This is a genomic window from Kitasatospora sp. NPDC001527, assembly GCF_040298605.1.
Lineage (GTDB): Bacteria > Actinomycetota > Actinomycetes > Streptomycetales > Streptomycetaceae > Kitasatospora.
Genome location: NZ_JBEPAM010000044.1, coordinates 1 through 19,550, shown reverse-complemented (window position 1 = coordinate 19,550; position 19,550 = coordinate 1). Strand labels below are relative to the sequence as shown.

At 74.8% G+C, this 19,550-nt stretch carries 21 protein-coding genes; 14 read left to right on the top strand and 7 right to left on the bottom strand.

All coding sequences use genetic code 11. The features are described from left to right. Entirely contained in the window at positions 1-1,572 is a 1,572-nt protein-coding gene (locus tag ABT238_RS30150) for a glycerol-3-phosphate dehydrogenase/oxidase (RefSeq protein WP_350569726.1), read from the top strand. A 4-nt stretch (positions 1,573-1,576) separates the two neighbouring features. Here ABT238_RS30150 and ABT238_RS30145 read toward each other — a convergent pair whose 3' ends face one another. Next, complete coding sequence (locus ABT238_RS30145) at positions 1,577-1,879, bottom strand: hypothetical protein (protein ID WP_350801360.1); 303 nt, start codon at positions 1,877-1,879, stop codon at positions 1,577-1,579. A gap of 347 nt (positions 1,880-2,226) precedes the next feature. On the opposite strand from ABT238_RS30145, the gene ABT238_RS30140 reads away from it, so the two are divergent. Further along, complete coding sequence (locus ABT238_RS30140) at positions 2,227-2,697, top strand: hypothetical protein (RefSeq protein ID WP_350569722.1); 471 nt, start codon at positions 2,227-2,229, stop codon at positions 2,695-2,697. Positions 2,698-2,710: 13 nt separating this feature from the next. Here ABT238_RS30140 and ABT238_RS30135 read toward each other — a convergent pair whose 3' ends face one another. After that, on the bottom strand, positions 2,711-3,463 hold the full coding sequence (locus tag ABT238_RS30135; protein ID WP_350569720.1) for an SDR family oxidoreductase: 753 nt from the start codon (positions 3,461-3,463) through the stop codon (positions 2,711-2,713). Between the two features lie 71 nt (positions 3,464-3,534). Between ABT238_RS30135 and ABT238_RS30130 the strand changes: the two genes are divergently transcribed. Together ABT238_RS30130 and ABT238_RS30125 are read left to right on the top strand one after the other, a co-directional pair. Beyond that, positions 3,535-4,467 carry a LysR family transcriptional regulator gene (locus ABT238_RS30130; RefSeq protein WP_350569718.1) on the top strand — a complete coding sequence of 311 codons (933 nt, stop codon included), beginning with the start codon at positions 3,535-3,537 and terminating at the stop codon, positions 4,465-4,467. Between the two features lie 53 nt (positions 4,468-4,520). Continuing rightward, positions 4,521-5,096 (top strand): TerD family protein, encoded by a 576-nt coding sequence (locus ABT238_RS30125; protein WP_350569716.1) that lies wholly within the window; start codon positions 4,521-4,523, stop codon positions 5,094-5,096. Positions 5,097-5,115: 19 nt separating this feature from the next. On the opposite strand, the gene ABT238_RS30120 is transcribed toward ABT238_RS30125, so the two are convergent. Next, positions 5,116-6,438, bottom strand: coding sequence for an FAD binding domain-containing protein (locus ABT238_RS30120; protein WP_350801342.1), 1,323 nt, complete (start codon positions 6,436-6,438; stop codon positions 5,116-5,118). Positions 6,439-6,649: 211 nt separating this feature from the next. Here ABT238_RS30120 and ABT238_RS30115 point away from each other — a divergent pair, with 211 nt between their 5' ends. From ABT238_RS30115 to ABT238_RS30105, 3 genes are all read left to right on the top strand, one after another. Further along, positions 6,650-8,710, top strand: a complete 2,061-nt coding sequence (locus ABT238_RS30115; RefSeq protein WP_350801333.1) for an oxidoreductase — start codon at positions 6,650-6,652, stop codon at positions 8,708-8,710. Between the two features lie 110 nt (positions 8,711-8,820). Further along, positions 8,821-9,369: a PadR family transcriptional regulator gene (locus tag ABT238_RS30110; RefSeq protein WP_350569710.1), complete on the top strand. Its 549-nt coding sequence runs from the start codon at positions 8,821-8,823 to the stop codon at positions 9,367-9,369. Positions 9,370-9,460: 91 nt separating this feature from the next. Beyond that, the gene (locus tag ABT238_RS30105; protein WP_350801318.1) at positions 9,461-10,276 is read left to right on the top strand and encodes a hypothetical protein; all 816 of its coding nucleotides are present in this window, start codon (positions 9,461-9,463) and stop codon (positions 10,274-10,276) included. 28 nt (positions 10,277-10,304) lie between these two features. On the opposite strand, the gene ABT238_RS30100 is transcribed toward ABT238_RS30105, so the two are convergent. Beyond that, positions 10,305-10,811, bottom strand: a complete 507-nt coding sequence (locus ABT238_RS30100) for an RICIN domain-containing protein (protein ID WP_350569707.1) — start codon at positions 10,809-10,811, stop codon at positions 10,305-10,307. A 288-nt stretch (positions 10,812-11,099) separates the two neighbouring features. Here ABT238_RS30100 and ABT238_RS30095 point away from each other — a divergent pair, with 288 nt between their 5' ends. After that, on the top strand, positions 11,100-12,122 hold the full coding sequence (locus tag ABT238_RS30095) for an ArsR/SmtB family transcription factor (RefSeq protein WP_350569705.1): 1,023 nt from the start codon (positions 11,100-11,102) through the stop codon (positions 12,120-12,122). Positions 12,123-12,183: 61 nt separating this feature from the next. Then, positions 12,184-12,627, top strand: a complete 444-nt coding sequence (locus ABT238_RS30090; RefSeq protein ID WP_350569703.1) for a hypothetical protein — start codon at positions 12,184-12,186, stop codon at positions 12,625-12,627. A 170-nt stretch (positions 12,628-12,797) separates the two neighbouring features. Here the strand turns inward: ABT238_RS30090 and ABT238_RS30085 are convergent, their stop codons facing one another. Then, the gene (locus ABT238_RS30085) at positions 12,798-13,685 is read right to left on the bottom strand and encodes a LysR family transcriptional regulator (protein WP_350569701.1); all 888 of its coding nucleotides are present in this window, start codon (positions 13,683-13,685) and stop codon (positions 12,798-12,800) included. 269 nt (positions 13,686-13,954) lie between these two features. On the opposite strand from ABT238_RS30085, the gene ABT238_RS30080 reads away from it, so the two are divergent. The 4 genes from ABT238_RS30080 (at position 13,955) to ABT238_RS30065 (ending at position 17,884) form a co-directional block, all read left to right on the top strand. Further along, positions 13,955-14,842 carry an EamA family transporter gene (locus ABT238_RS30080; protein ID WP_350569699.1) on the top strand — a complete coding sequence of 296 codons (888 nt, stop codon included), beginning with the start codon at positions 13,955-13,957 and terminating at the stop codon, positions 14,840-14,842. Further along, positions 14,839-16,050, top strand: a complete 1,212-nt coding sequence (locus tag ABT238_RS30075) for an MFS transporter (protein WP_350801283.1) — start codon at positions 14,839-14,841, stop codon at positions 16,048-16,050. Before ABT238_RS30080 ends, ABT238_RS30075 begins: the two co-directional genes overlap by 4 nt. 252 nt (positions 16,051-16,302) lie before the next feature. Further along, positions 16,303-16,770: a hypothetical protein gene (locus ABT238_RS30070; RefSeq protein WP_350569695.1), complete on the top strand. Its 468-nt coding sequence runs from the start codon at positions 16,303-16,305 to the stop codon at positions 16,768-16,770. 121 nt (positions 16,771-16,891) lie between these two features. Then, positions 16,892-17,884, top strand: a complete 993-nt coding sequence (locus ABT238_RS30065) for an arsenic resistance protein (RefSeq protein ID WP_350801574.1) — start codon at positions 16,892-16,894, stop codon at positions 17,882-17,884. Between the two features lie 12 nt (positions 17,885-17,896). Here the strand turns inward: ABT238_RS30065 and ABT238_RS30060 are convergent, their stop codons facing one another. Beyond that, a complete protein-coding gene (locus ABT238_RS30060) occupies positions 17,897-18,799 on the bottom strand; it encodes a LysR family transcriptional regulator (protein WP_350801273.1) in 903 nt (300 codons plus the stop codon). A gap of 72 nt (positions 18,800-18,871) precedes the next feature. Between ABT238_RS30060 and ABT238_RS30055 the strand changes: the two genes are divergently transcribed. Then, positions 18,872-19,264: a RidA family protein gene (locus tag ABT238_RS30055; protein WP_350801262.1), complete on the top strand. Its 393-nt coding sequence runs from the start codon at positions 18,872-18,874 to the stop codon at positions 19,262-19,264. An 83-nt stretch (positions 19,265-19,347) separates the two neighbouring features. On the opposite strand, the gene ABT238_RS30050 is transcribed toward ABT238_RS30055, so the two are convergent. Next, positions 19,348-19,550: hypothetical protein (locus ABT238_RS30050; RefSeq protein ID WP_350801256.1), on the bottom strand; the 203-nt coding region annotated here is incomplete at its 5' end.

Here is a 19,550-nt window from a genome sequence, read left to right as displayed (position 1 = left end):
ATGACCACCACCGCCGGGCCCTTCGCCGGGACCACCCGACTCACCGCCCGCCGCCGGGAGCTGGACCTCGACGCGCTCGCCGCCGGGCCGGCCGTCGACCTGCTGGTGATCGGCGGCGGGGTGACCGGCGTGGGCGTCGCCCTGGACGCGGCCGCGCGCGGGCTCTGCGTGGCCCTGGTCGAGGCCCGTGACCTCGCCTTCGGGACGAGCCGGTGGAGCTCCAAGCTCGTCCACGGCGGCCTGCGCTACCTCGCCTCCGGGCGGATCGGCGTGGCCCGCGAGAGCGCCGTCGAGCGCGGCGTGCTGATGACCCGCACCGCCCCGCACCTGGTCCGTCCACTGCCCCAACTGGTGCCGCTGCTGGACGGCTTGATGAAGCCCGCGCAGACCGCCCTGGTCCGGGCCGGCTTCCTCGCCGGCGACGCGCTGCGGCTGAGCGCCGGCACCCCGGGCAGCCTGCTGCCGCGGGTGCGCAAGGTGGGTGCCGCCCGGGCCCGCGCCCTGGTGCCGGGCCTGCGCGGCACCGGGCTGTCCGGCGCGCTGGTCGCCCATGACGGCCAACTCGTCGACGACGCCCGCCTGGTGGTGGCACTGGCCCGCACGGCGGCGCAGTACGGGGTGTCCGTGCTGACCCGGGTGCGCGCCGAGCAGGTGACCGGGACCGGCGCCCGGCTCACCGACACCCTGACCGGCGAATCGTTTCTCCTCGGCGCCCGCGCCGTCGTCAACGCCACCGGCGTGTGGGCGGGCGAGGTGGACCCGTCCATCCGGCTGCGCCCCAGCCGGGGCACCCACCTGGTGGTCGACGCGGCCGCGCTCGGCCGGCCCGCCGCCGCGCTCACCGTGCCCGTCCCCGGCTCCACCAGCCGCTTCGTCTTCGCGCTGCCGCAGCAGCTCGGCCGGGTGGCGATCGGCCTCACCGACGAGGACGCCCCCGGCCCGATCCCCGACGAGCCGCAGCCCACCGAGGCCGAGTTGGACTTCCTCCTCGACACCGTGAACGCCGCCCTGGAGACCGCCCTGACCAGGGCCGACGTGCGCGGCGCCTACGCCGGACTGCGGCCGCTGATCGACACCGGCGACGGCGCCACCGCCGACCTCTCCCGGCAGCACGCCGTCCTGGAGTCGCCGGACGGCGTGATCACCGTGGTCGGCGGCAAGCTCACCACCTACCGCCGGATGGCCGAGGACGCGGTGGACACCGCCGTCCGGCTGCGCGGCCTGCCCGCCCGCGCCTGCTGGACGGCCCGCCTGCCGCTGGTCGGCGCACCCGGCCACCGCGACAGCCGCCCGGTGCCGGAGGGCGAGGTGGCGGCCTCGCTGCTCGCCCGGCACGGCGGCGCGGCGCGCGAAGTGCTGGCGGCGGGGGAGGAGTTGCTGGGCGCCGGGTACGGCGCGCCGGTCGCGGAGGGGATCGATGTCAGCCGCGCCGAGATCGCGTACGCGCTCACCCACGAGGGCGCGCTGGACGCCGAGGACGTGCTGCACCGGCGCACCCGGATCGGCCTCGTCCCGGCGGACGCGGAGCGGGCGCGGGCGGCGGTGGAGGGGATCGCGGCGGAGCTGGGCTGAGGGCTCAGCGCTCCGTCCGCTCCTCCATCGGGTGCACGGCCCCGCCCAGCTCCAGCGTGCAGCCGAGCGGCCGTTCCGCCACGCCGGTCCGCTCCAGCCGCACCGCCACCGGCCGCCCGGGCTCCTCCGGCGGCCCCGGCAGTTCCGCGGCGAGCGCGAGCGGGTACACCCCGTGACCGTGCACCCGGTGGAAGGCCACCTCCTTGTCGTCCACCAGCACCTCGGTCTCGGTGATCCACCCGGAGCGGACGTTCACCGTGACGGAACGGCCACCCCGGTCGAGGTGGAAGCTGTGCCGCTGACGCATGGGGGCCTCCCGACCGGTCCGGCGGAAACACGGTCAGTCTACGACCAACCCGCCAAGGTGTCCGAGAGTGCGGCAATGGCAATGATCTTGCACGAAATCCGCTGTGGCGGTGGTGCCCGTGCGGGTCGGAGCTCTCGGGCGCCGGGTGTGTGCCGAGCGGCCCTCACCCTGCATGACCTGCGTGGGCGGCGAGCGGCATCGCCTGGCCTGGACCCCGATTGGCGATGTCGTTCGGGACGCATGCTGACCTCGGCCGCGGGGAGGGTTCTCTCCGCGGCCGAGGTGTGTCCTGGGGTGGTGGACCGGTCGGTAGGGTGGCGGGTTGGCGGAGGGTTGGGGGCGGGCCGGTGTTCCAGTACCGGGTGGTGAAGTACTCGGCGGAGGAGCGGGCGGGGACGGTGCCGGCGTGGACGGCGATGTCCGACATCGGTGGGAGCTTCGGTGGGGAGGTGCTCACCGAAGCGGAGTACCTGGAGACGGAGGGGCGGTATCTCGCGGCCGTCCGCCGGTTCGCGGCGGTGCAGGGGGTGACCGGGCTGCGGGTCGACGGGCTGGAGGTCTACCCCGAGAGCCCGTGGTGGCAGCGGGTCGCCGAGGGGGACCGGCTGGCGCTCGACGAGGCGATCGAGCTGGCGAGGTCGATTCTGCGCGAGGAGTTCGTCTGGTGCAGGCTCGTCGGTGACGGCGGCTTCTTCGTGCACTTCGGCTACGACTACTACATGTACCTCGGCGCCGCGCACTCGCCGGAGGAAGCCGTCCGGGTGGTCCGCGAGTCCGGCCTCCGAGTCGACGAGTTCGAGTCGCCGTACCTCGATTAGCCGCGGCCGGCGCTCAGGCCAGGCGGGCGCCGCCGTCGATGTGGAGGGTGGTGCCGGTGACGAAGGGGCTGGTCATGGCGAAGTGGACGGCGCGGACCAGGTCGTCGGTGGTGCCGGTGCGGCGGGCGGGGTTGCGGGTGGCGGTGGAGTGGAGGAAGGCGGCCTTGTCGGCGCCCAGGCGGTCCCAGGCGCCGGTGTCGACGATGCCGGGGGAGACGGCGTTGACGCGGACCGGGGCGATCTCGACGGCGAGGGCCTGGACGAGGAAGGCGAGGGCGCCGTTGGTGGTGGCCATCACGGTGCGGGCGGGGGCCGGGCGCCAGGCGGCGACGCCGGAGAAGAAGGTGAACGAGGCGCCGTCGGGGGTGTCGGTGGCGGCGTTCGGGGCGAGGTGCTTGGCGAGCAGCAGTGGGCCGTAGACCTTGGCGGCGAACGCCCGGTGGACGTCGGCGAGTTCGAGCTCGGCGAGCGGGCCGTTGGCGGGCATGGCGGCGGTGGAGACCAGGTGGTCGAAGCGGCCGGTGGCGGCGGCGAGGGCGGCGATGGAGGCCTCGTCGGCGAGGTCGACGGGGACGACCTTGGCGGGGCCGGACAGTTCGCCGGCCGTCCACTCCAGCTTGCGCGGGTCCGGGCCGGCGAGGATCAGTTCGGCTCCGGCGGCGGAGGCGGCGTGGGCGAGGGCGCGGCCGGTGTGCGAGCCGGCGCCGACCACGACGACGCGGCGGGAGGCGAGGGGGAGCTCGGTGTCGGTGTTGGTGTTCGTCATGGGGAAAGGCTGCGCCGAGCAGCGGTGATGCGTCCAAGGCTTGTTTTCTGGGAAAGCCATAAACTGTGTGCATGGCTACCCTCCGGCAGTTCGAGTACCTGGTGACCGTCGTCGACACCGGCTCCTTCACCCGCGCCGCCGAGCTGCTGCACGTCACCCAGCCCGCGCTGTCGCACCAGGTGCGGGCGCTGGAGAAGGCGGTCGGCGGGCCGCTGCTGGAGCGGCTGCCGCGGGCGGTGCGGCTGACGCCGATGGGGCGGGCGGTGCTGCCGCACGCGCGGGCGGCGCTGGCGGACGCCGAGCGGCTGCGCGCGGCGGCCCGGCAGGCGGCCGGACTCGCGGGCGGGGAACTGGAGTTGGCGACGGTGTACTCGGTGAGCCTGGGCATCCTGCCGCCGGTGCTGCGGGCCTGGCGGGCCGCGCATCCGGCGGTGCGGATCCGGCTGCGGGAGTTCGCGCACACCGAGGAGCTGCGGGCGGCGATGGCGGCCGGGCAGGCGGACGTGGCGGTGGGGACGCCGCCGGCGGACTGGGAGGGGCCGGTCCGGGAGCTGGGGGTGGAGGAGTTCGTCCTGGTTCTTCCGGAGGAAGGCGAGGAGGACGGGCCGGCGGCGGCGGGCCGGGTGCCGCTGGCGGCGCTGGCCGGACGCGACTGGGTGCACTACGCCCCGGGCAACGGTCTGGCGGACCTGCTGGACGCGGCCTGCGCGGAGGCCGGGTTCCGGCCCCGGGCGGCGGTGCGCACCGAGCAGACGGCGGCGGCGCCGCTGCTCGCGGCGGCCGGACTGGGGCCGGCGCTGGTGCCGGCGAACATCGTGCCGACCGGGTTCGACGGGCTGGTGCGCCGGCCCGAACCGCCGGTACGGCGGCCGCTGGTGGCGTACACCCGCACCAGGCCGGACGCCTTGACGGCGGCCTTCGTCGAGCTGCTGGCCCGCCAGGCCTGTCTGCTGCCGGACCACGTGGCCCGGATGCTGTCGTCCTCGGGCAACGGATGCCCGTGATCTCTACAGTGCTGTAGATTCTTCGGCAGAGAGAGCGACCGAGGAGGGCAATCGTGGGAGTTTCGCTGGCCAAGGGCGGCAATGTCTCGCTGACCAAGGAAGCGCCGGGGCTGACGGCCGTCATCGTCGGGCTCGGCTGGGACGTCCGTACCACCACCGGCGCCGACTACGACCTGGACGCGAGCGCGCTGCTCTGCACCGCGCACGGCAAGGTCGTCTCGGACCAGCACTTCGTCTTCTTCAACAACCTGCGCAGCCCGGACGGTTCGGTCGAGCACAGCGGCGACAACCTGACCGGTGGCGGCGACGGCGACGACGAGCAGATCAAGGTCGACCTGGAGGCCGTCCCGGCCGACGTGGTCAGGGTGGTCTTCCCGGTGTCGATCTACGACGCGGATGCCCGGTTCCAGAGTTTCGGGCAGGTGCGCAACGCCTTCATCCGGATCGTCAACCAGGCCAACGGCCAGGAGATCGCCCGCTACGACCTCACCGAGGACGCCTCCACCGAGACGGCGATGGTCTTCGGCGAGCTGTACCGCAACGGCGCCGAGTGGAAGTTCCGCGCGATCGGCCAGGGCTACGCCTCCGGCCTGCGCGGCATCGCCACCGACTACGGCGTGAACGTCTGATCCGAGCGGTGACGGCGGGTCAGTTCCCGTCGGCCGACGGCGGGTTCGGCTTCCGGTCCAGTGCCAGACCGCCGAACCCGCCCGAGGTGCCCAGCTGTCCGCGCCACCACGCGGCCATCCCCGGCCCGTCGATGGCCGACCAGTCGGGTGCCCCGGTGACCTGCGCCCGGCCGAGCCGGCGGCTGAGGTCCACCAGGGCGCGCCCGGCCTCGCCGCGTTCGAGGTCGTAGCCGGGCAGCAGTCCGGCCCAGTCGTCGGACGCCCGCCAGGCGTCCTCGAAGGCGCAGGCGTCCTGCAGCGCCTTGGCCGCGCCGCTGGTGGTGTGCGGGCGGACGAGGGTGGCCGCGTCGCCGGCCAGCAGCAGGCGCCCGGCGGTGCGGCGCGGGGTCGCGAGGTCGTGGATCGGCTGGAGCAGGATCCGTTCGACCGGGGTGAGGGCGACCACGCCCGCCCAGTACGGCGGCAGGACGCGTTCGGCGAGTTCGGCCAGTTCGCCGTGACGGGCGGTGTCGAGCGCGCCGACCGGGAAGCCGAGCGGGTCGGAGTCCTCGTCGGCGCGCCGCAGCCAGGCGGGCGCGGGGGCGTAGAAGACCCAGTTGACCAGGGTGGAGCCGGGGGTGAGCCCGGGGATGCGGTAGAGGACGACCTGGCCGCCGGGGTAGCAGACGGTGATCACCTCCTCCTCGGGCCAGCGGGCCGCGCCGCCCGGGAGGGTGTCGAGCAGCCGGGCGTCGAAGCTGCCGCGCCAGGCGACGTACCCGGCGTACTCGGACCGGGCTTCGGGGCAGACGGCGGCGCGCACCACCGAGCGGTGGCCGTCGGCGCCGACCACCAGGTCGTACTCCTCGCGCCCGCCGGACGCCGTCTCCACCCACGCGGGCCCGGCGCCGACGTCGCCCGAACCGGAGCCGCTACCGCCACCGGCACCGCCACCGGCGACGGCACCGCCCCCGCCGACCGCCGTGACGGCCGTGCCGGGCCGGAACTCCACGCCGTCCGGGATGCGTTCGCGCAGCCCCTGCCAGAGCACGCCCCAGTGGTAGGAGTGCATGGCCATCGGCTGCACCCACAGCACCCGCCCGCGCGGGTCGCCGTCCTCGCCGCGGGCCACCCAGTGCCGGGCGGTGACGGGGTGGTGGCGGATGCCGTCGTCGAGGTGCCCGGCCCGCACCAGTTCGTCGTAGCGGTCCAGCACGACGCACAGGCCCACCCCGCGGTCCTCCAGGTGCCCCGGGCTGCGCTCCAGCACGGTGACCCGCTCGGCGCCGCCCCGGGCCGCCGCCCGCGCGAACGCGCACCCCGCGACGCTGCCGCCGACCACGGCGACCGATCCACCCCGCACGACCGTCCTCCTCGCCGGGCCGACCGGCCCCGTCCGTCGTAGCGTCGACGATACGACGTGAACTGATGATCCGTCAGCGAAAGTCCGCAGCGGCCTCCGCACGTGTTCCGCGGATCACCTATGCAACTGGTTGCATAAGCGGATCCCCGTCCCCTACCGTGTGGTAACCACCAGCCCCCCGGGGCCGCCCCCGCCCGTCCCAGGAGACCCCGTGACGACGACCGCCGCCACCGAAGCCCCGCAGGCGCCCTACCCGCACCTGCTGCGCCCGCTCGACCTCGGCTTCACCACCCTCCCCAACCGCGTGATCATGGGCTCCATGCACGTCGGCCTGGAGGAGGCCCCGGACGGCTTCGAGCGGATGGCCGCCTTCTACGCCGAACGCGCCCGCGGCGGCGTCGGCCTCATCGTCACCGGCGGCATCGCCCCCAACGAGGCCGGCCGCCCGTGGGACGGCGGCGCCATGCTCACCACGGAGCGGGAGGCCGACCGGCACCGCGTGGTCACCGACGCCGTGCACGCCGCCGGCGGCCGGATCGCGCTGCAGATCCTGCACTTCGGCCGCTACGCCTACCACCCCGGCCTGGTCGCCCCCAGTGCCGTCCAGGCCCCGATCAGCCCCTTCCCGCCCCGCGCCCTGAGCGCGGACGAGGTCGAGCGGACCATCGACGACTTCGCCCGCTGCGCCGAACTCGCCCGGCGGGCCGGCTACGACGGCGTCGAGATCATGGGCTCCGAGGGCTACCTGATCAACGAGTTCACCGCCGCCGCCACCAACCACCGCGAGGACGCCTGGGGCGGCTCCTACGAGAACCGGATGCGCTTCCCGGTCGAGATCGTCCGCCGGGTCCGCGAGCGGGTCGGCCCCGACTTCATCCTCGTCTACCGGCTCTCCATGCTCGACCTCGTCCCCGGCGGCTCCACCCTCGACGAGGTGATCCGCCTCGCCCGGGCCGTCGAGGAGGCCGGTGCCACCCTCATCAACACCGGCATCGGCTGGCACGAGGCCCGCATCCCCACCATCGCCACCTCGGTGCCGCGCGGCGCCTGGGCCTGGGTGACCAGGAAGCTGATGGGCTCGGTGTCCGTCCCGCTGGTCACCAGCAACCGGATCAACACCCCGGAGCTGGCCGAGCAACTGCTCGCCGACGGCTGCGCCGACCTCGTCTCGCTGGCCCGCCCGCTGCTCGCCGACCCCGACTTCGTCGCCAAGGCCGCCGAGGGCCGCCCCGAGGCCGTCAACACCTGCATCGGCTGCAACCAGGCCTGCCTCGACCACACCTTCAGCGGGAAGATCACCTCCTGCCTGGTCAACCCGCGCGCCTGCCACGAGACCGAGCTGGTCCTCGCCCCGACCCGGCTCGCCAGGCGGATCGGCGTCGTCGGCGCCGGACCGGCCGGCCTCGCGTGCGCCGTCACCGCCGCCGAACGCGGCCACCGGGTCACCCTGTTCGACGCGGCCGACACCATCGGCGGTCAGCTCGACATCGCCCGCCGCATCCCGGGCAAGGAGGAGTTCGCCGAGACCCTGCGCTACTACCGCCACCGCCTCGACTCCCTCGGCGTGGAACTGCGCCTCGGTGCCCGGGTGGAGGCGGCCGAACTCGCCGCCGAGGGCTTCGACGAGGTGGTCCTCGCCACCGGCGTCACCCCGCGCGTGCCCGACCCCGCCGACCTGCCGGGCGTCGACCACCCCAGCGTGCTCGGCTACCTCGACGTGCTGCGCGACGGTGCGGCCGTCGGCGAGCGGGTGGCGGTCATCGGCGCGGGCGGCATCGGCTTCGACGTCGCCGAGTACCTCACCGACGCGGGCGACGCGGCGAGCCTGGACCCGGCCGTGCACCGCCGCCACTGGGGCATCGACGAGGAGTACCGCGAGCGCGGCGGCCTCGCCCGCCCGGAGCGTCCCGAGCCGCCGCGCCGGGTCCACCTGCTGCAGCGCAAGGCCGGCAAGGTCGGCGCCGGGCTCGGCAAGACCACCGGCTGGATCCACCGCACCGAGCTGAAGCACCGCGGCGTCACCATGGTCGCCGGCGCGTCGTACGAGCGGATCGACGACTCCGGCCTGCACCTCACCCTCGACGGCGAGCCGCAGCTGCTGCCCGTCGACACCGTGGTGCTCTGCACCGGCCAGGAGCCGCGCCGCGACCTCGATGCCGCCCTGCGCGCGCTCGGCGTCACCCCGCACCTCATCGGCGGCGCCGACGTGGCGGCCGAACTCGACGCCAAGCGCGCCATCAAGCAGGGCACCGAACTCGCCGCCACCCTCTGAGCACGCACCCGCACGCACCCCGCACGCACGCACGTACCCGCACGCACCCCGCACGCGTGCGGCGGCGACGCATCGCACACGTCTCCAGGGCCCGCCTTAGGATTCGGTGCATGTCGCTGCCGCACGCCATCCTCACCGCCCTGCTGGAGAAGCCGTCCTCCGGGCTGGAGCTGACCCGGCGGTTCGACAAGTCGATCGGCTTCTTCTGGTCCGCCACCCACCAGCAGATCTACCGCGAACTGGGCCGCCTGGAGACCGCCGGCCTGATCCGGGCGCTCCCGCAGGCCGGGCCGGTGCGCGGGCAGAAGAAGGAGTACGAGGTGCTGCCCGCCGGCCGCGCCGAACTGCGGCGGTGGACGGCCGCCGCGGACGCCCCCCGGCCGATCCGCGACCCGCTGCTGCTGCGGCTGCGCGCCGCCGCCGTGGTCGGCACGGCCGGGCTCGACGCCGAGCTGCGCCGCCATCTCGCCCGGCACCGTGAGCAGTTGGAGCACTACGAGGAGATCGAGCGGCGCGACTTCCCGGCCGGCGCGGAGCCGGACGGCGACCCGCTCCAGCACGCCGTGCTGCGGGCCGGGATCGGCCTGGAGACCTTCTGGGTGCGCTGGCTCGCGGAGACCGTCGACCAGCTGCCCCCGGCCTCGGTAAACCCCTCCTGACCTGCGGTGATGCCCGCCGGGCGGGCGGGTCGGAGCCCCCGGTGGGACACTGGACGCCTGTCCCTGCCCGACCTCTCGACCGGGGGCCCGCATGTCCCTCCCGAGGCCTCTCTCCGCCCTCACCGCGGTGGCCGTCACCACGGCGCTCACCCTCGGCGGTGCCCAGCTCGCCGCCGCTTCGCCGGCCCCGCCCGCGACCGCGGCCCCGCCCGCGAGCGCGGACGTACCCCTGAGCGCCGTCGGCGCCGCCGCCCAGCCACCCACCGACGAGCAGCTCAGGGCGGCCCTGCTGACCGCGGCCGAACTCGGCCCCGACTTCACCGAGATCCCGCTGGACACCGAGAGCCCCGAGCCCGAGGACGGTTCCAGCCCCAGCCCCAGCCCCAGCCCCAGCGCCACCCCGCTGGCCGGCTGCGACGCCCTGCGCGCCCTGCTCAACGGCACGGTGACCGAGGAACTGCCCAGTCGCGCCCAGAGCCCGTACCAGGAGGTCCAGTTCGAGGGCCCGGACGGCTACCCGCTGATCACCGAGTTCCTCACCGCGGAGGAGTCCGGGGAACTGGCCGCCGACCTCGACACCGTCGACTCCGCGTTCACCGAATGCCCCAGCATCGACTTCAGCAGCGACACCGGCGAGAGCGTGACCTTCACCGTCACCCCGGTCGCCCTCGGTGACCGCCAGGACGCCCCGGCCGTCCGCCTCGACGGCACCCTCGCCGGCACCCGGCTCGTCGGCTACCTCGGCATCGAACGCCTCGGTGACGTCGCGCTCGGCTACGGGTACTTCCAGCAGGACTCGGACGACGCCGAACTCGCCTCCCTCTACTACCGCGCCGCCGTGACCAAGGCCGAACGCACCCTGGGCCTCCAGGCCGGCTCCACCACCGCCCCCGGCACGGCCGCCTGACGGCCGTGCCGGGAACGCGGCGCCGGAATCAGCGCAGCGACCACTGCTGGTAGGCGCTGCCGTTGCACGGCATCATGTTCACCTGGCGCCGGCTGCCGTCGCCCGACAGCCAGTCCTGCAGGCACAGGCCGGACGCCTTGTTCTTCATGGTGACGGCGTTGACGCCGGCCGGGGTCAGCTCCCAGCGCTGGGTGTCGGCGCCGGAGCACTGTCGCTGGATGACGCTGCTGTAGGAGTTCGGCGTGGTCGGTTCGATACAGAGGAACGAGCTCTGCACCCGGATCTCCGTCCCGCCGACGGCGGCGTCGTCCGTCCAGAACCGCTGGTTCGAGGCGTTCTTGCAGCTGAACTCCTGGAGCATCGCGCCCTCGGCGGTGGAAGCGCCCTGGATGTCGAGGCACTTGCCCTGGACGATGTTGGCGTAACCGTGCAGCACCGGCGCGGCCTGCGCCGGGGCGGCGAGCAGGGTCGCGCCGGCGAGCAGGGTGCCCGCGACGACACCGGAACGGACGGCGGACCGACGGGTGATTCGCATGATCGGTGCACTCCTCGGCTGGGGGGTCGGGGCGCCGCGGTGGGGCACCCCCGACGGTCAGTCTCACGAACCGACGGAGTTCGTCCCAAGACCATTCGAGCTGCATCGAATTCGGGCGGGGCAATGTCCGGGGCGTGCCACGAAGCGGTCAGAGCCGGGCAACGCGCCCGACGCGCCCGAACGTTCCGCCTACGGTGGGCCCTGCGGCCTCCCGGGGCCGCAGGGATCGGCGGGGGCGAGTCCGGGACATCGCCGCACCCCGCCGGGAGGCCGACGGAAGGGACCGGATTGCTGCGTATCCACTTCACCCACGACGACCTGACCAGGGTCCGGATCGCGCGGGCACCCGACCCGCTCGCCGAGACGGTCCTGAGCCTGTCACTGGTACAGGCCCGCGACGTGGGAGGAGCGGCCCTGGAGGGATGGCGCAGCAGGACCCGCAAACGGCTGCGCCCGGAACAGGGGATGCTGTTCGAACTGGCGACCGCCGCGGGGGCGGCGGGGGCGCCGGAGGCCTTTCTGCACGCCGCCACCGACAGCCTGCCGGACAGCCTGGAGCACACCTGGTCGCTGTCGCGCCGGCGGTGGGCGGCGGATCTGCGGGTCCTGGAGTACCTGCGGCCGGGGACGCCCCGCTGGGTGCGCGAACTGCACGGCGGCTCCCGGGAGTGGCGCACCGTCGTCGACCGCAGGCTCCGCGAGTACCACGCCTTCGCGGTGGCCCCGTACTGGTCGCAGCTGCTGGCGGCCGCGCACACCGAGCGGACCCTGCGGGCGCTGGCCGTGGCCGACAGCGGACTGGACGGCCTGCTCGGCTCGCTGCACCCGGACATCCGCTGGGAGTCACCGGTGCTGACGGTGCCCTGCCCGCTGGACGTGGACGTGCGGCTGCGCGGGACCGGCATCGTGCTGGTGCCCACCTTCTTCTGGCCCGAGCCGCTCGCCCTGACCGACAACCGCGGACCGGAGCACCCGCTCGTGCTGCACTACCCGCTGGCCCGCGACCTCGCCACCTACCGGACCGTCTGGGCCGCGTCCGCCGCGGACCCGGCCGGCGCGCTGGTCGCCCTGCTGGGCGCCACCCGGGCCCGCACCCTGCGGGCGGCGGCCGACCCGGCCGGCACCGCCGAACTCGCCCGCCGCACCGGGACGTCCGCCGCCACCGCCAGCCACCACGCCACCGTGCTGCGCGCCGCCGGTCTGCTCACCACCGAACGCACCGGCTCCGGCGTGCGCCACACCCTCACCCCCCTCGGCCAGGCCCTCCTGGACGACCGCCCGCCGACCGAACCCCCCACCCGCCGGCCCTGACGGAAGCCCCCGGCCGCCGCGCGCCGCGTGCTAGCCTCCGCCCGACAAGGGGTGGAGGGACGTGGAGCGACACGACGCGGCGGCCGGGGGCGACGGCCTCGCCGGGCAGCGGCCCGCGCACCAGCCGGGGGACCCGACGCCGGTGACCGACCCGCCGCACGGGCCCGCGCGCGGCTGCCTGCACGCGATCGGCGAGTTCCTGCTGGAGCTGGCGGGGGAGGCCGTCCTCGGCACGCTCCTCGCGGTGCTGACCACCGGCTCCCTGATCGGTCTCTTCCTGCTCGCCGAACTCGGCTACGAACAGAGCCCGTTGCTCGCCCATGCCCTGGGCGCCGTCGCCGTGCTGACGGTCGTGCTCGGCCTGCGGCAGCTGCGCCGCCCCCGGGAGCGGCGCGGCCGCTGGGGCCGGATCCTCGCCGCCGTCACCACCGGCCTCGGCGTCTGGCTGCTGCTCTGCGTCTGCTACGCCTCGCTGGGCGACGCCCTGGACGCGGCCGCCTTCTGAGCGATCCGCCGCTCCAAGCGGACCCGCCTCTGCGGCTGGGCGGAGGCGGCGAGCGGGGTGCGCGTGGGCCGGCGGCCGAGCGGGCGGTCGGGCACGGGCCGTCCGGGGGCGCCGGAGGCGGCGGTCACAACGATCACGCGCGCAACTGCGCTGAAGCGCCGAGCCGTTGGTCAATCCGTTCTCGGCTCCTCGGGGAGACCCAGCAGCGCCAGGAACGCGGCGGCCGCCGGGCGCGGGCTCTCCCGGCCCCAGATCACGTACTCGGCGCGCGACGGCGCGTCCGTGACCTCGATCGTCACCATGCCGCTCAGCCCCGCGACGTACGAGGGCGGCAGCAGCGCCACCCCCAGGCCCGCGCCGACCAGCCGGGCCAGGTAGTCGGCGTTGGTCACCTCGAAGGCGACCTCGCGGGTGAGCCCGGCGGCCGCGAAGGCGAGGTCGGACTGGGCCCGCCCGGCCGTCTTCGCCGGGAGGTCCACGAACACCTCCGAGGCCAGCCGCCGCAGGTCGACCGGGCTCTCCCCGGCCAGCGGGTGGTCCGGGGAGACCACGGCCACCAGCCGCTCCCGGGCCAGCTCCCGCGCCGACACGCCCCGGGGGCGGGCCGTGACCGGGATGCCGAGGAAGGCCACCTCGATCTCGCCCTGCCGGACCTGCTCGGCCAGTTCGTCGCTCGCCCCCACACCGAGGCTGACCCGGGCCCCGGGATGGCGCCGGTGGAACTCCCGGAGCACGGCCGGGACGTCCACCGCGGCGACGGTCGGGATCACCCCCACCCTGAGGCTCCCGCGCACCTCCCCGACGGCCGCCGCCACCTCGGTGGCCGCCCGCTCCGCCGCGTCCAGGCACTGACGGGCGGCGGGCAGGAAGGCCGCGCCGGCCGGTGTCAACCGCACCCGGCGGCTGGTGCGTTCGAACAGCCTCGCGCCCAACTCCTTCTCCAGCCGCGCGATCTGATGGCTGAGCGCGGACTGCACCACCAGACAGCGCTGGGCGGCCCGGGTGAAGCTGTTCGTCTCGGCCACCGCGATGACGTACCGCATCTGCTGGAGATCCATCGATCCATCGTGATACGCGATGCATCGGGTGACAAGCATGTGTTGGACTCATCGATGCGCGCGGCCGGAGACTGAGGACCACCGCGCCGGGCGATCGATCCGCCGGTGCCCCTTCCTTCGAATCCCCTGACCTGGCCGCGACCGCCGGGGCGCGCCCGTGCGCCTTCGCGGGTCCGCGCCGCCGGAAGGACCGTCATGTGTACCGCTCCACCCCGATCCGGGACGGCCGCGGCCGCCACCGACCCGAACCCGCGGGTGAGGGACACCGCGTGGGACTAGCGACCGCACCCACGGCCGCCCTGACCGCCCTCGCACCGACGGTCTGGGGCAGCACCTACCTGGTGACCACCGAACTGCTGCCGCCCGAAAGGCCGTTGCTGGCCACCACCGTGCGGGCGCTGCCCGGCGGCCTGTTCCTGGTCGCCCTCGGCCGGCGGCTGCCCGTCGGCACCTGGTGGTGGCGGGCGCCGGTGCTGGGCGTGCTGAACATCGGCGCGTTCAACTTCCTGCTCTTCGTCGCCGCCTACCGGCTGCCGGGCGGCATCGCCGCGGTGATCATGTCGGCGCAGCCGGTGTTCGTGGTGGTCCTGGCCGCCGTGTTCCTCGGCGAGCGGGTCCGGGGCCTGCACGCCCTGGCCGGCGCGACGGGCGCGGGAGGCGTGGCGCTGCTCGTCTTCAGGGGCCCGGCCTCCCCGGACGCCGTCGGCGTGCTCGCCGCCCTCGGCGGAGCGCTGTGCATGGCCTCCGGCATCACCCTGACCAAACGGTGGGGCCGGCCCGAGGGCGTCGGCCTGCTCACCCTCACCGGGTGGCAGCTGACCGCGGGCGGCCTGGTGCTGCTGCCGTTCTGGCTGGCGCTGGAGGACATGCCCGACGGCCTCACCGGCTCCAACGTCCTCGGCTTCGCCTACCTCGCCGGCCTGGGCGCGGTCCTGAGCTACCTGGTCTGGTTCCGGGGCATCGAACGCCTGCCGGCCACGGCGGTCTCCTTCCTCGCCCTGGGCAGCCCGGTCGTCGCGACGCTGCTGGGCTACCTCGTCAAGGACCAGACGCCGTCCGTCCTCCAGCTCCTCGGCATCGGCGTCGTCCTCCTGGCGGTCGTGCTCGGCCAGCGCCCGCCCCGCAAGAAGCCCGACCCCTCCGGAGAGCCGAGATGACCACACACGAAGAGACCCGGGCGCCGGCCGCGCCGCGGAACGGCGCAGCCGGGGCCGGAGGCTGGCCGGGCGTGGCCGCCATCACGGCCAGCCTGTTCGTCTTCCTCACCACCGAGCTGATGCCCATCGGCCTGCTCACCCCGCTCGGCGAGAGCCTCGACGTCTCCGTGGGCACGGTCGGCCTGATGGTCACCGCCCAGGGCGTCGCGGCCGGCCTCGGCGTGCCGTTCATCGTGGCCTGGACCCGCCGGGTCGACCGGCGCAAACTGCTGACCGCGCTGCTGGGCGTCCTGGCGCTGGGCAACCTGATCACCTCGGCCGCCCCGAACTACCCGCTGATCCTGGTCACCCGCATGGTCATGGGCTTCGCCAGTGGGGTCTTCTGGGCGATCGGCGTCAGCATGGCGATGCGCATCGTCCCGGAGCGGCACGCCAACCGGGCCGCCGCCGTCGTGATGTCCGGCATCTCGATCGCGACCGTCGTCGGCATCCCGCTCGGCACCCTGCTGGAGAGCGCGGGCTCCTGGCACACCACCTTCCTGATCTGGGCCGGCCTCAGCGCCCTGGCGCTGCTCGCCGTCGCCGTCACCGTCCCGTCGCTGCCGTCGGCGAACGCGGTCCCGGTCCGCGAGGTGTTCGGACTGCCCGTCAGGAACGGTTCGCTGCGGGTGGTGCTGGTCATGGTGGTGTTCTTCGTCCTCGGCCACTTCGGCGCCTACACCTTCGTCCGCCCCTACCTGGAGGAGAGGGCCTCCGCCTCGGTGGGCTTCGTCACCGTCGTGCTCATCGTGTTCGGCGTCGGCGGCGCGATCGGCAACGTCCTCGGCGGCCGGGCGGTCACCAGGAGCCTGCGGGGCGGCTTCGTCGAGGGCGGCCTGCTCCTGATCGGCGCCCTCGTGCTGCTGCTGACCGTCGGCTCCGACGAGGTCGGTGTGATCGCGGCCATGCTGCTGTGGGGCATCGCCTTCGGCGTCGTCCAGCTGAGCCAGATCACCATGACGCTGGCCGCCGCGCCCGAGACCTTCGAGGCGGCGATGTCGCTCAACACCATGGCCTACAACACCTGCATCGCCCTGGGCGCCCTGGTCGGCGGCCTGTTCGCCGATCACACGGGCGTCACCAGCGCGGTCTGGTTCGGCATCGTCCTGGTCGGCCTCGCCGTGCTGCTGCGCTCCGTCACCGGCCGCACCACCGCGTCGGCGAGCTGACCCGCACCGCCTCCGGCGCTCGGCGGGCCGGGCCGTACAGCTTCCCCTTGTACGGCCCGGTCCCGCCGCCCCGCCCCTCCTTCCGACCGCCCCTCCGCCATCCCTCCGTGCCGTCCACCGGTCCCTCCTGCGCGGAGCGCGACCGCCGTGGGGCAGGATCGGTCGGGTCGGGTCGGGTCGGGTCGGAGTGGGCGGGTGCGGAGGAGGCACGGGGTGCGGCGACGCGGGGTGGGGTCAGTGGTGGCGGCGGCCGTGACGGTGGCCGCGGCGGCGGTGGTCGGCTGCGGAGGGCCGGAGCCCAAGCAGGAGGAGCTGATCGCCGTCCGCCTGGACGCCGGCCGGCTGGTCGTCCGCACCGGCGTCTGCCGCGACGAGCGCCTGCACACCATCCGCGTGAAGGTCTTCCCCGGCTCCGAGAAGGTCGACGTCCGCCCGCGCGAGGGCCGCTCCGCCACGAACGCCCTGGAGACCGTCGACCTCGGCGGCCTCCCGCCCGGCTGGATGGCGTACGGCCGGCTCACCGGCGGCATCAGCGCCGACAAGCGCTACACCGTCGAGGTGGTCCGCAACCGCGCGCTGAGCGTCACCGTCCCCGGCGACGTGCTGCTCACCCTGCCCGCCGGCAAGTGGGCGGCCGGCGGCTGGGACTGGGACTACAAACTGCTCACCGCCAAGGAGTTCGACAAGCGCCGCAAGGCCTCCTGCCCGGACGACCAGTAATCCCCTTTGACCTGCGAGGATGGACGCCGGCCCGCCATCGCCGGCGGCCCGGCGTCGAAGCGTGGGGAGCAGTCGGGTGTCGCAGCAGGGACCGCAGGACGGCGGTGGCCCGGTCGAGCGGATGGAGCGGCACCAGGTGGCGGTCTACCTCGCCGCGATGGCGCTCGGCGGCCTGCTGGGCCGGCTGGCCCCGGGGGCCGGACCTGGCCTGGAGCACGCCATCAACCCCGTGCTCGCCGCCCTGCTGTTCGTCACCTTCCTCCAGGTCCCCGCCGCCGAGCTGCTGCGCTCGCTGCGCGACACCCGCTTCCTCGCCGCCGCGCTGACGGTGAACTTCGCCGTCGTCCCCCTCCTGGTGGCCGCGATGTTCCCCTTCCTCCCCGACGACCGGGCCGTCCGCATCGGGGTGCTGCTGGTCCTGCTCTGCCCGTGCGTCGACTACGTCATCGTCTTCTCCGGCCTGGCCGGCGGCTCCAACCGCCGCCTGCTCGCCGCCACCCCGCTGCTGCTGGTGGCGCAGATGCTGCTGCTCCCGGTGTTCCTCTACCTGTTCATGGGCCCGGAGCTGTCCGAGATCGTCGAGCCCGGCCCGTTCCTGCGGGCGTTCCTCACCCTGATCGCCGTTCCGCTCGCCCTCGCCTGGCTGCTCCAGGCCTGGGGCGCCCGCCGTCCGGCCGGGCGACGGGCGGCCGACGCCGCCACCACCACGATGGTGCCGCTGATGGCGGCCACCCTGCTGACCGTGGTCGCCTCCCAGGTGCCCGAGCTCGGCGACAGCCTCGCCGACGTCGCCGGCGTCGTCCCCTTCTACGTGCTGTTCCTCGCCGTGATGGCGTTCGCCGGCCGGGCCGTCGCCCGCCTCTTCCGGCTCGGCACCGGCGCCGCCCGGGCGATCGTCTTCACCGGCGCGACCCGCAACTCCCTGGTCGTCCTGCCGCTCGCCCTCGCCCTGCCCGGCACGCTCGCCGTGGCGGCGTCCGTCGTCGTGACGCAGACGCTGGTGGAGGTGCTCGGCATGGTCGGCTACGTCCGCCTCGTCCCCCGTCTCGTTCCCCGACCGGCCGCCGACCCAGTCTCCGACCCGGCCGCCGACCCGGCCGCCGACGAGGGCTGAGGCGGCGCGGCGTCAGGGGCCGGCCGCCAGCTCCAGCAGCTGCGCCACCAGGGGGCTGCGGTCCTCCCGCCGCCAGGCGACGGCGACGACGGTCCGGGCCGTGCGCGGTTCGACGGGGCGGAAGGCGACCTCCCGCAGCCGCAGGCGCCGGATGCTCGCCGGAGCGAGCGACACCCCGAGCCCCGCGCCCACGAGCGCGCACACCGTCTGCCACTCCACCGCGTGCTGCACGATCCGCGGCTCGAAACCCGCCGCCCCGCACAGACCGGTGATCCGGTCGTACAGCTGAGGCCCGTCGGCCCGGGGGAGCAGGACGAACGGCTCGCCCGCCAGCGCGGCCACGGCCACGCTCCGCCGGGCGGCCAACGGGTGCGCCGCCGGGAGCACGGCCACGAACGGCTCGGTGAGGACGGTGCGGAAGCCGAGCGGTCCGGGGTCGTCCTCCGGGGGCTCGCGCAGCAGACCGACGTCGATGACGCGCTCGCGCAGCGCGGTGAGCTGCGGGCCGGTGGTCATCTCCCGGATCTCCAGCTCCACGCCCGGATACCGCGACCGGAAGGTCCCGAGCAGCCCCGGCAGCATGGTCAGCGCGAGGGAGGCCGAGAACCCGATCCGCAGCCGCCCCGCCCGCCCGCCGCCGACCGCCCGCGCGGCGGCCAGCCCGTCGGCGAGACCGGCGAGCGCCTGCCGCGCGGCCGGCAGCAGCGCGACGCCCGCCGGGGTGAGCGCGACCCGCCCCGGCCCGCGGGTGAACAGCGCGAACCCGACCTTCGCCTCCAGCCGGGCGATCTGCTGGCTGAACGGCGGCTGGGCGACGCCGAGCCGGGCGGCGGCGCGGCCGAAGTGCAGCTCCTCGGCCAGCACGGTGAAGGCGTGCAGCTGCGGAAGGGGCAGGTCGGGGCGGTGGTCGGCCATATCCCCAGGGATATCAGAAGCCGGCCGACCACGTATTGGACGGTATCGCCGCAGGCCGCCTAGCGTGCAGCCATGACAGAGCGACGCGCGATCCTCAGCGGTTCGACCTTCGAGGAGCGGATCGGCTACGCCCGTGCCGTGGTGGTCGGCGACCACGTCCACGTCTCGGGCACGACCGGCTACGACTACACCACCATGACCATCTCCGACGACGTGGTGGAGCAGGCCGAGCAGTGCCTGCGCAACATCGCCGCGGCCCTGGAGGAGGCCGGCTGCACCTTCGCCGACGTCGTCCGGGTGCGCTACCTGCTGCCCGAGCGCGCGGACTTCGAGCCCTGCTGGCCGGCGCTGCGCCACGCCTTCGGCGCCGTCCGCCCGGCGGCCACCATGATGGTGTGCGGCCTCGCGGACCCCGCGATGCGCATCGAGATCGAGGTCGACGCCCACCGCCCCGCCGCCGGGTAGCCCCGGGCGACGGTGACGCCGCGGCCCCGTCACCCCGGGGAGGGGTGACGGGGCCGGATGCCGAGCCGTTCACTGGTTGGTGTTCAGCGGCTGGTGCCGCCGATGCCGGAGGGGCCGTTCCAGGCGCCGTTGTTGATCCAGTCGTTGGCGATGTTGCCGTTGGTGTCGACGAAGGCGACGTGGGTGCCGGGGGCGTCGGTGGCGAGGCCGGAGCCGGCGCGGGCCTGGCCGCCGATGCCGGAGGGGCCGTTCCAGTAGCCGTTGGCGACCCAGTCGTTGGCGACGT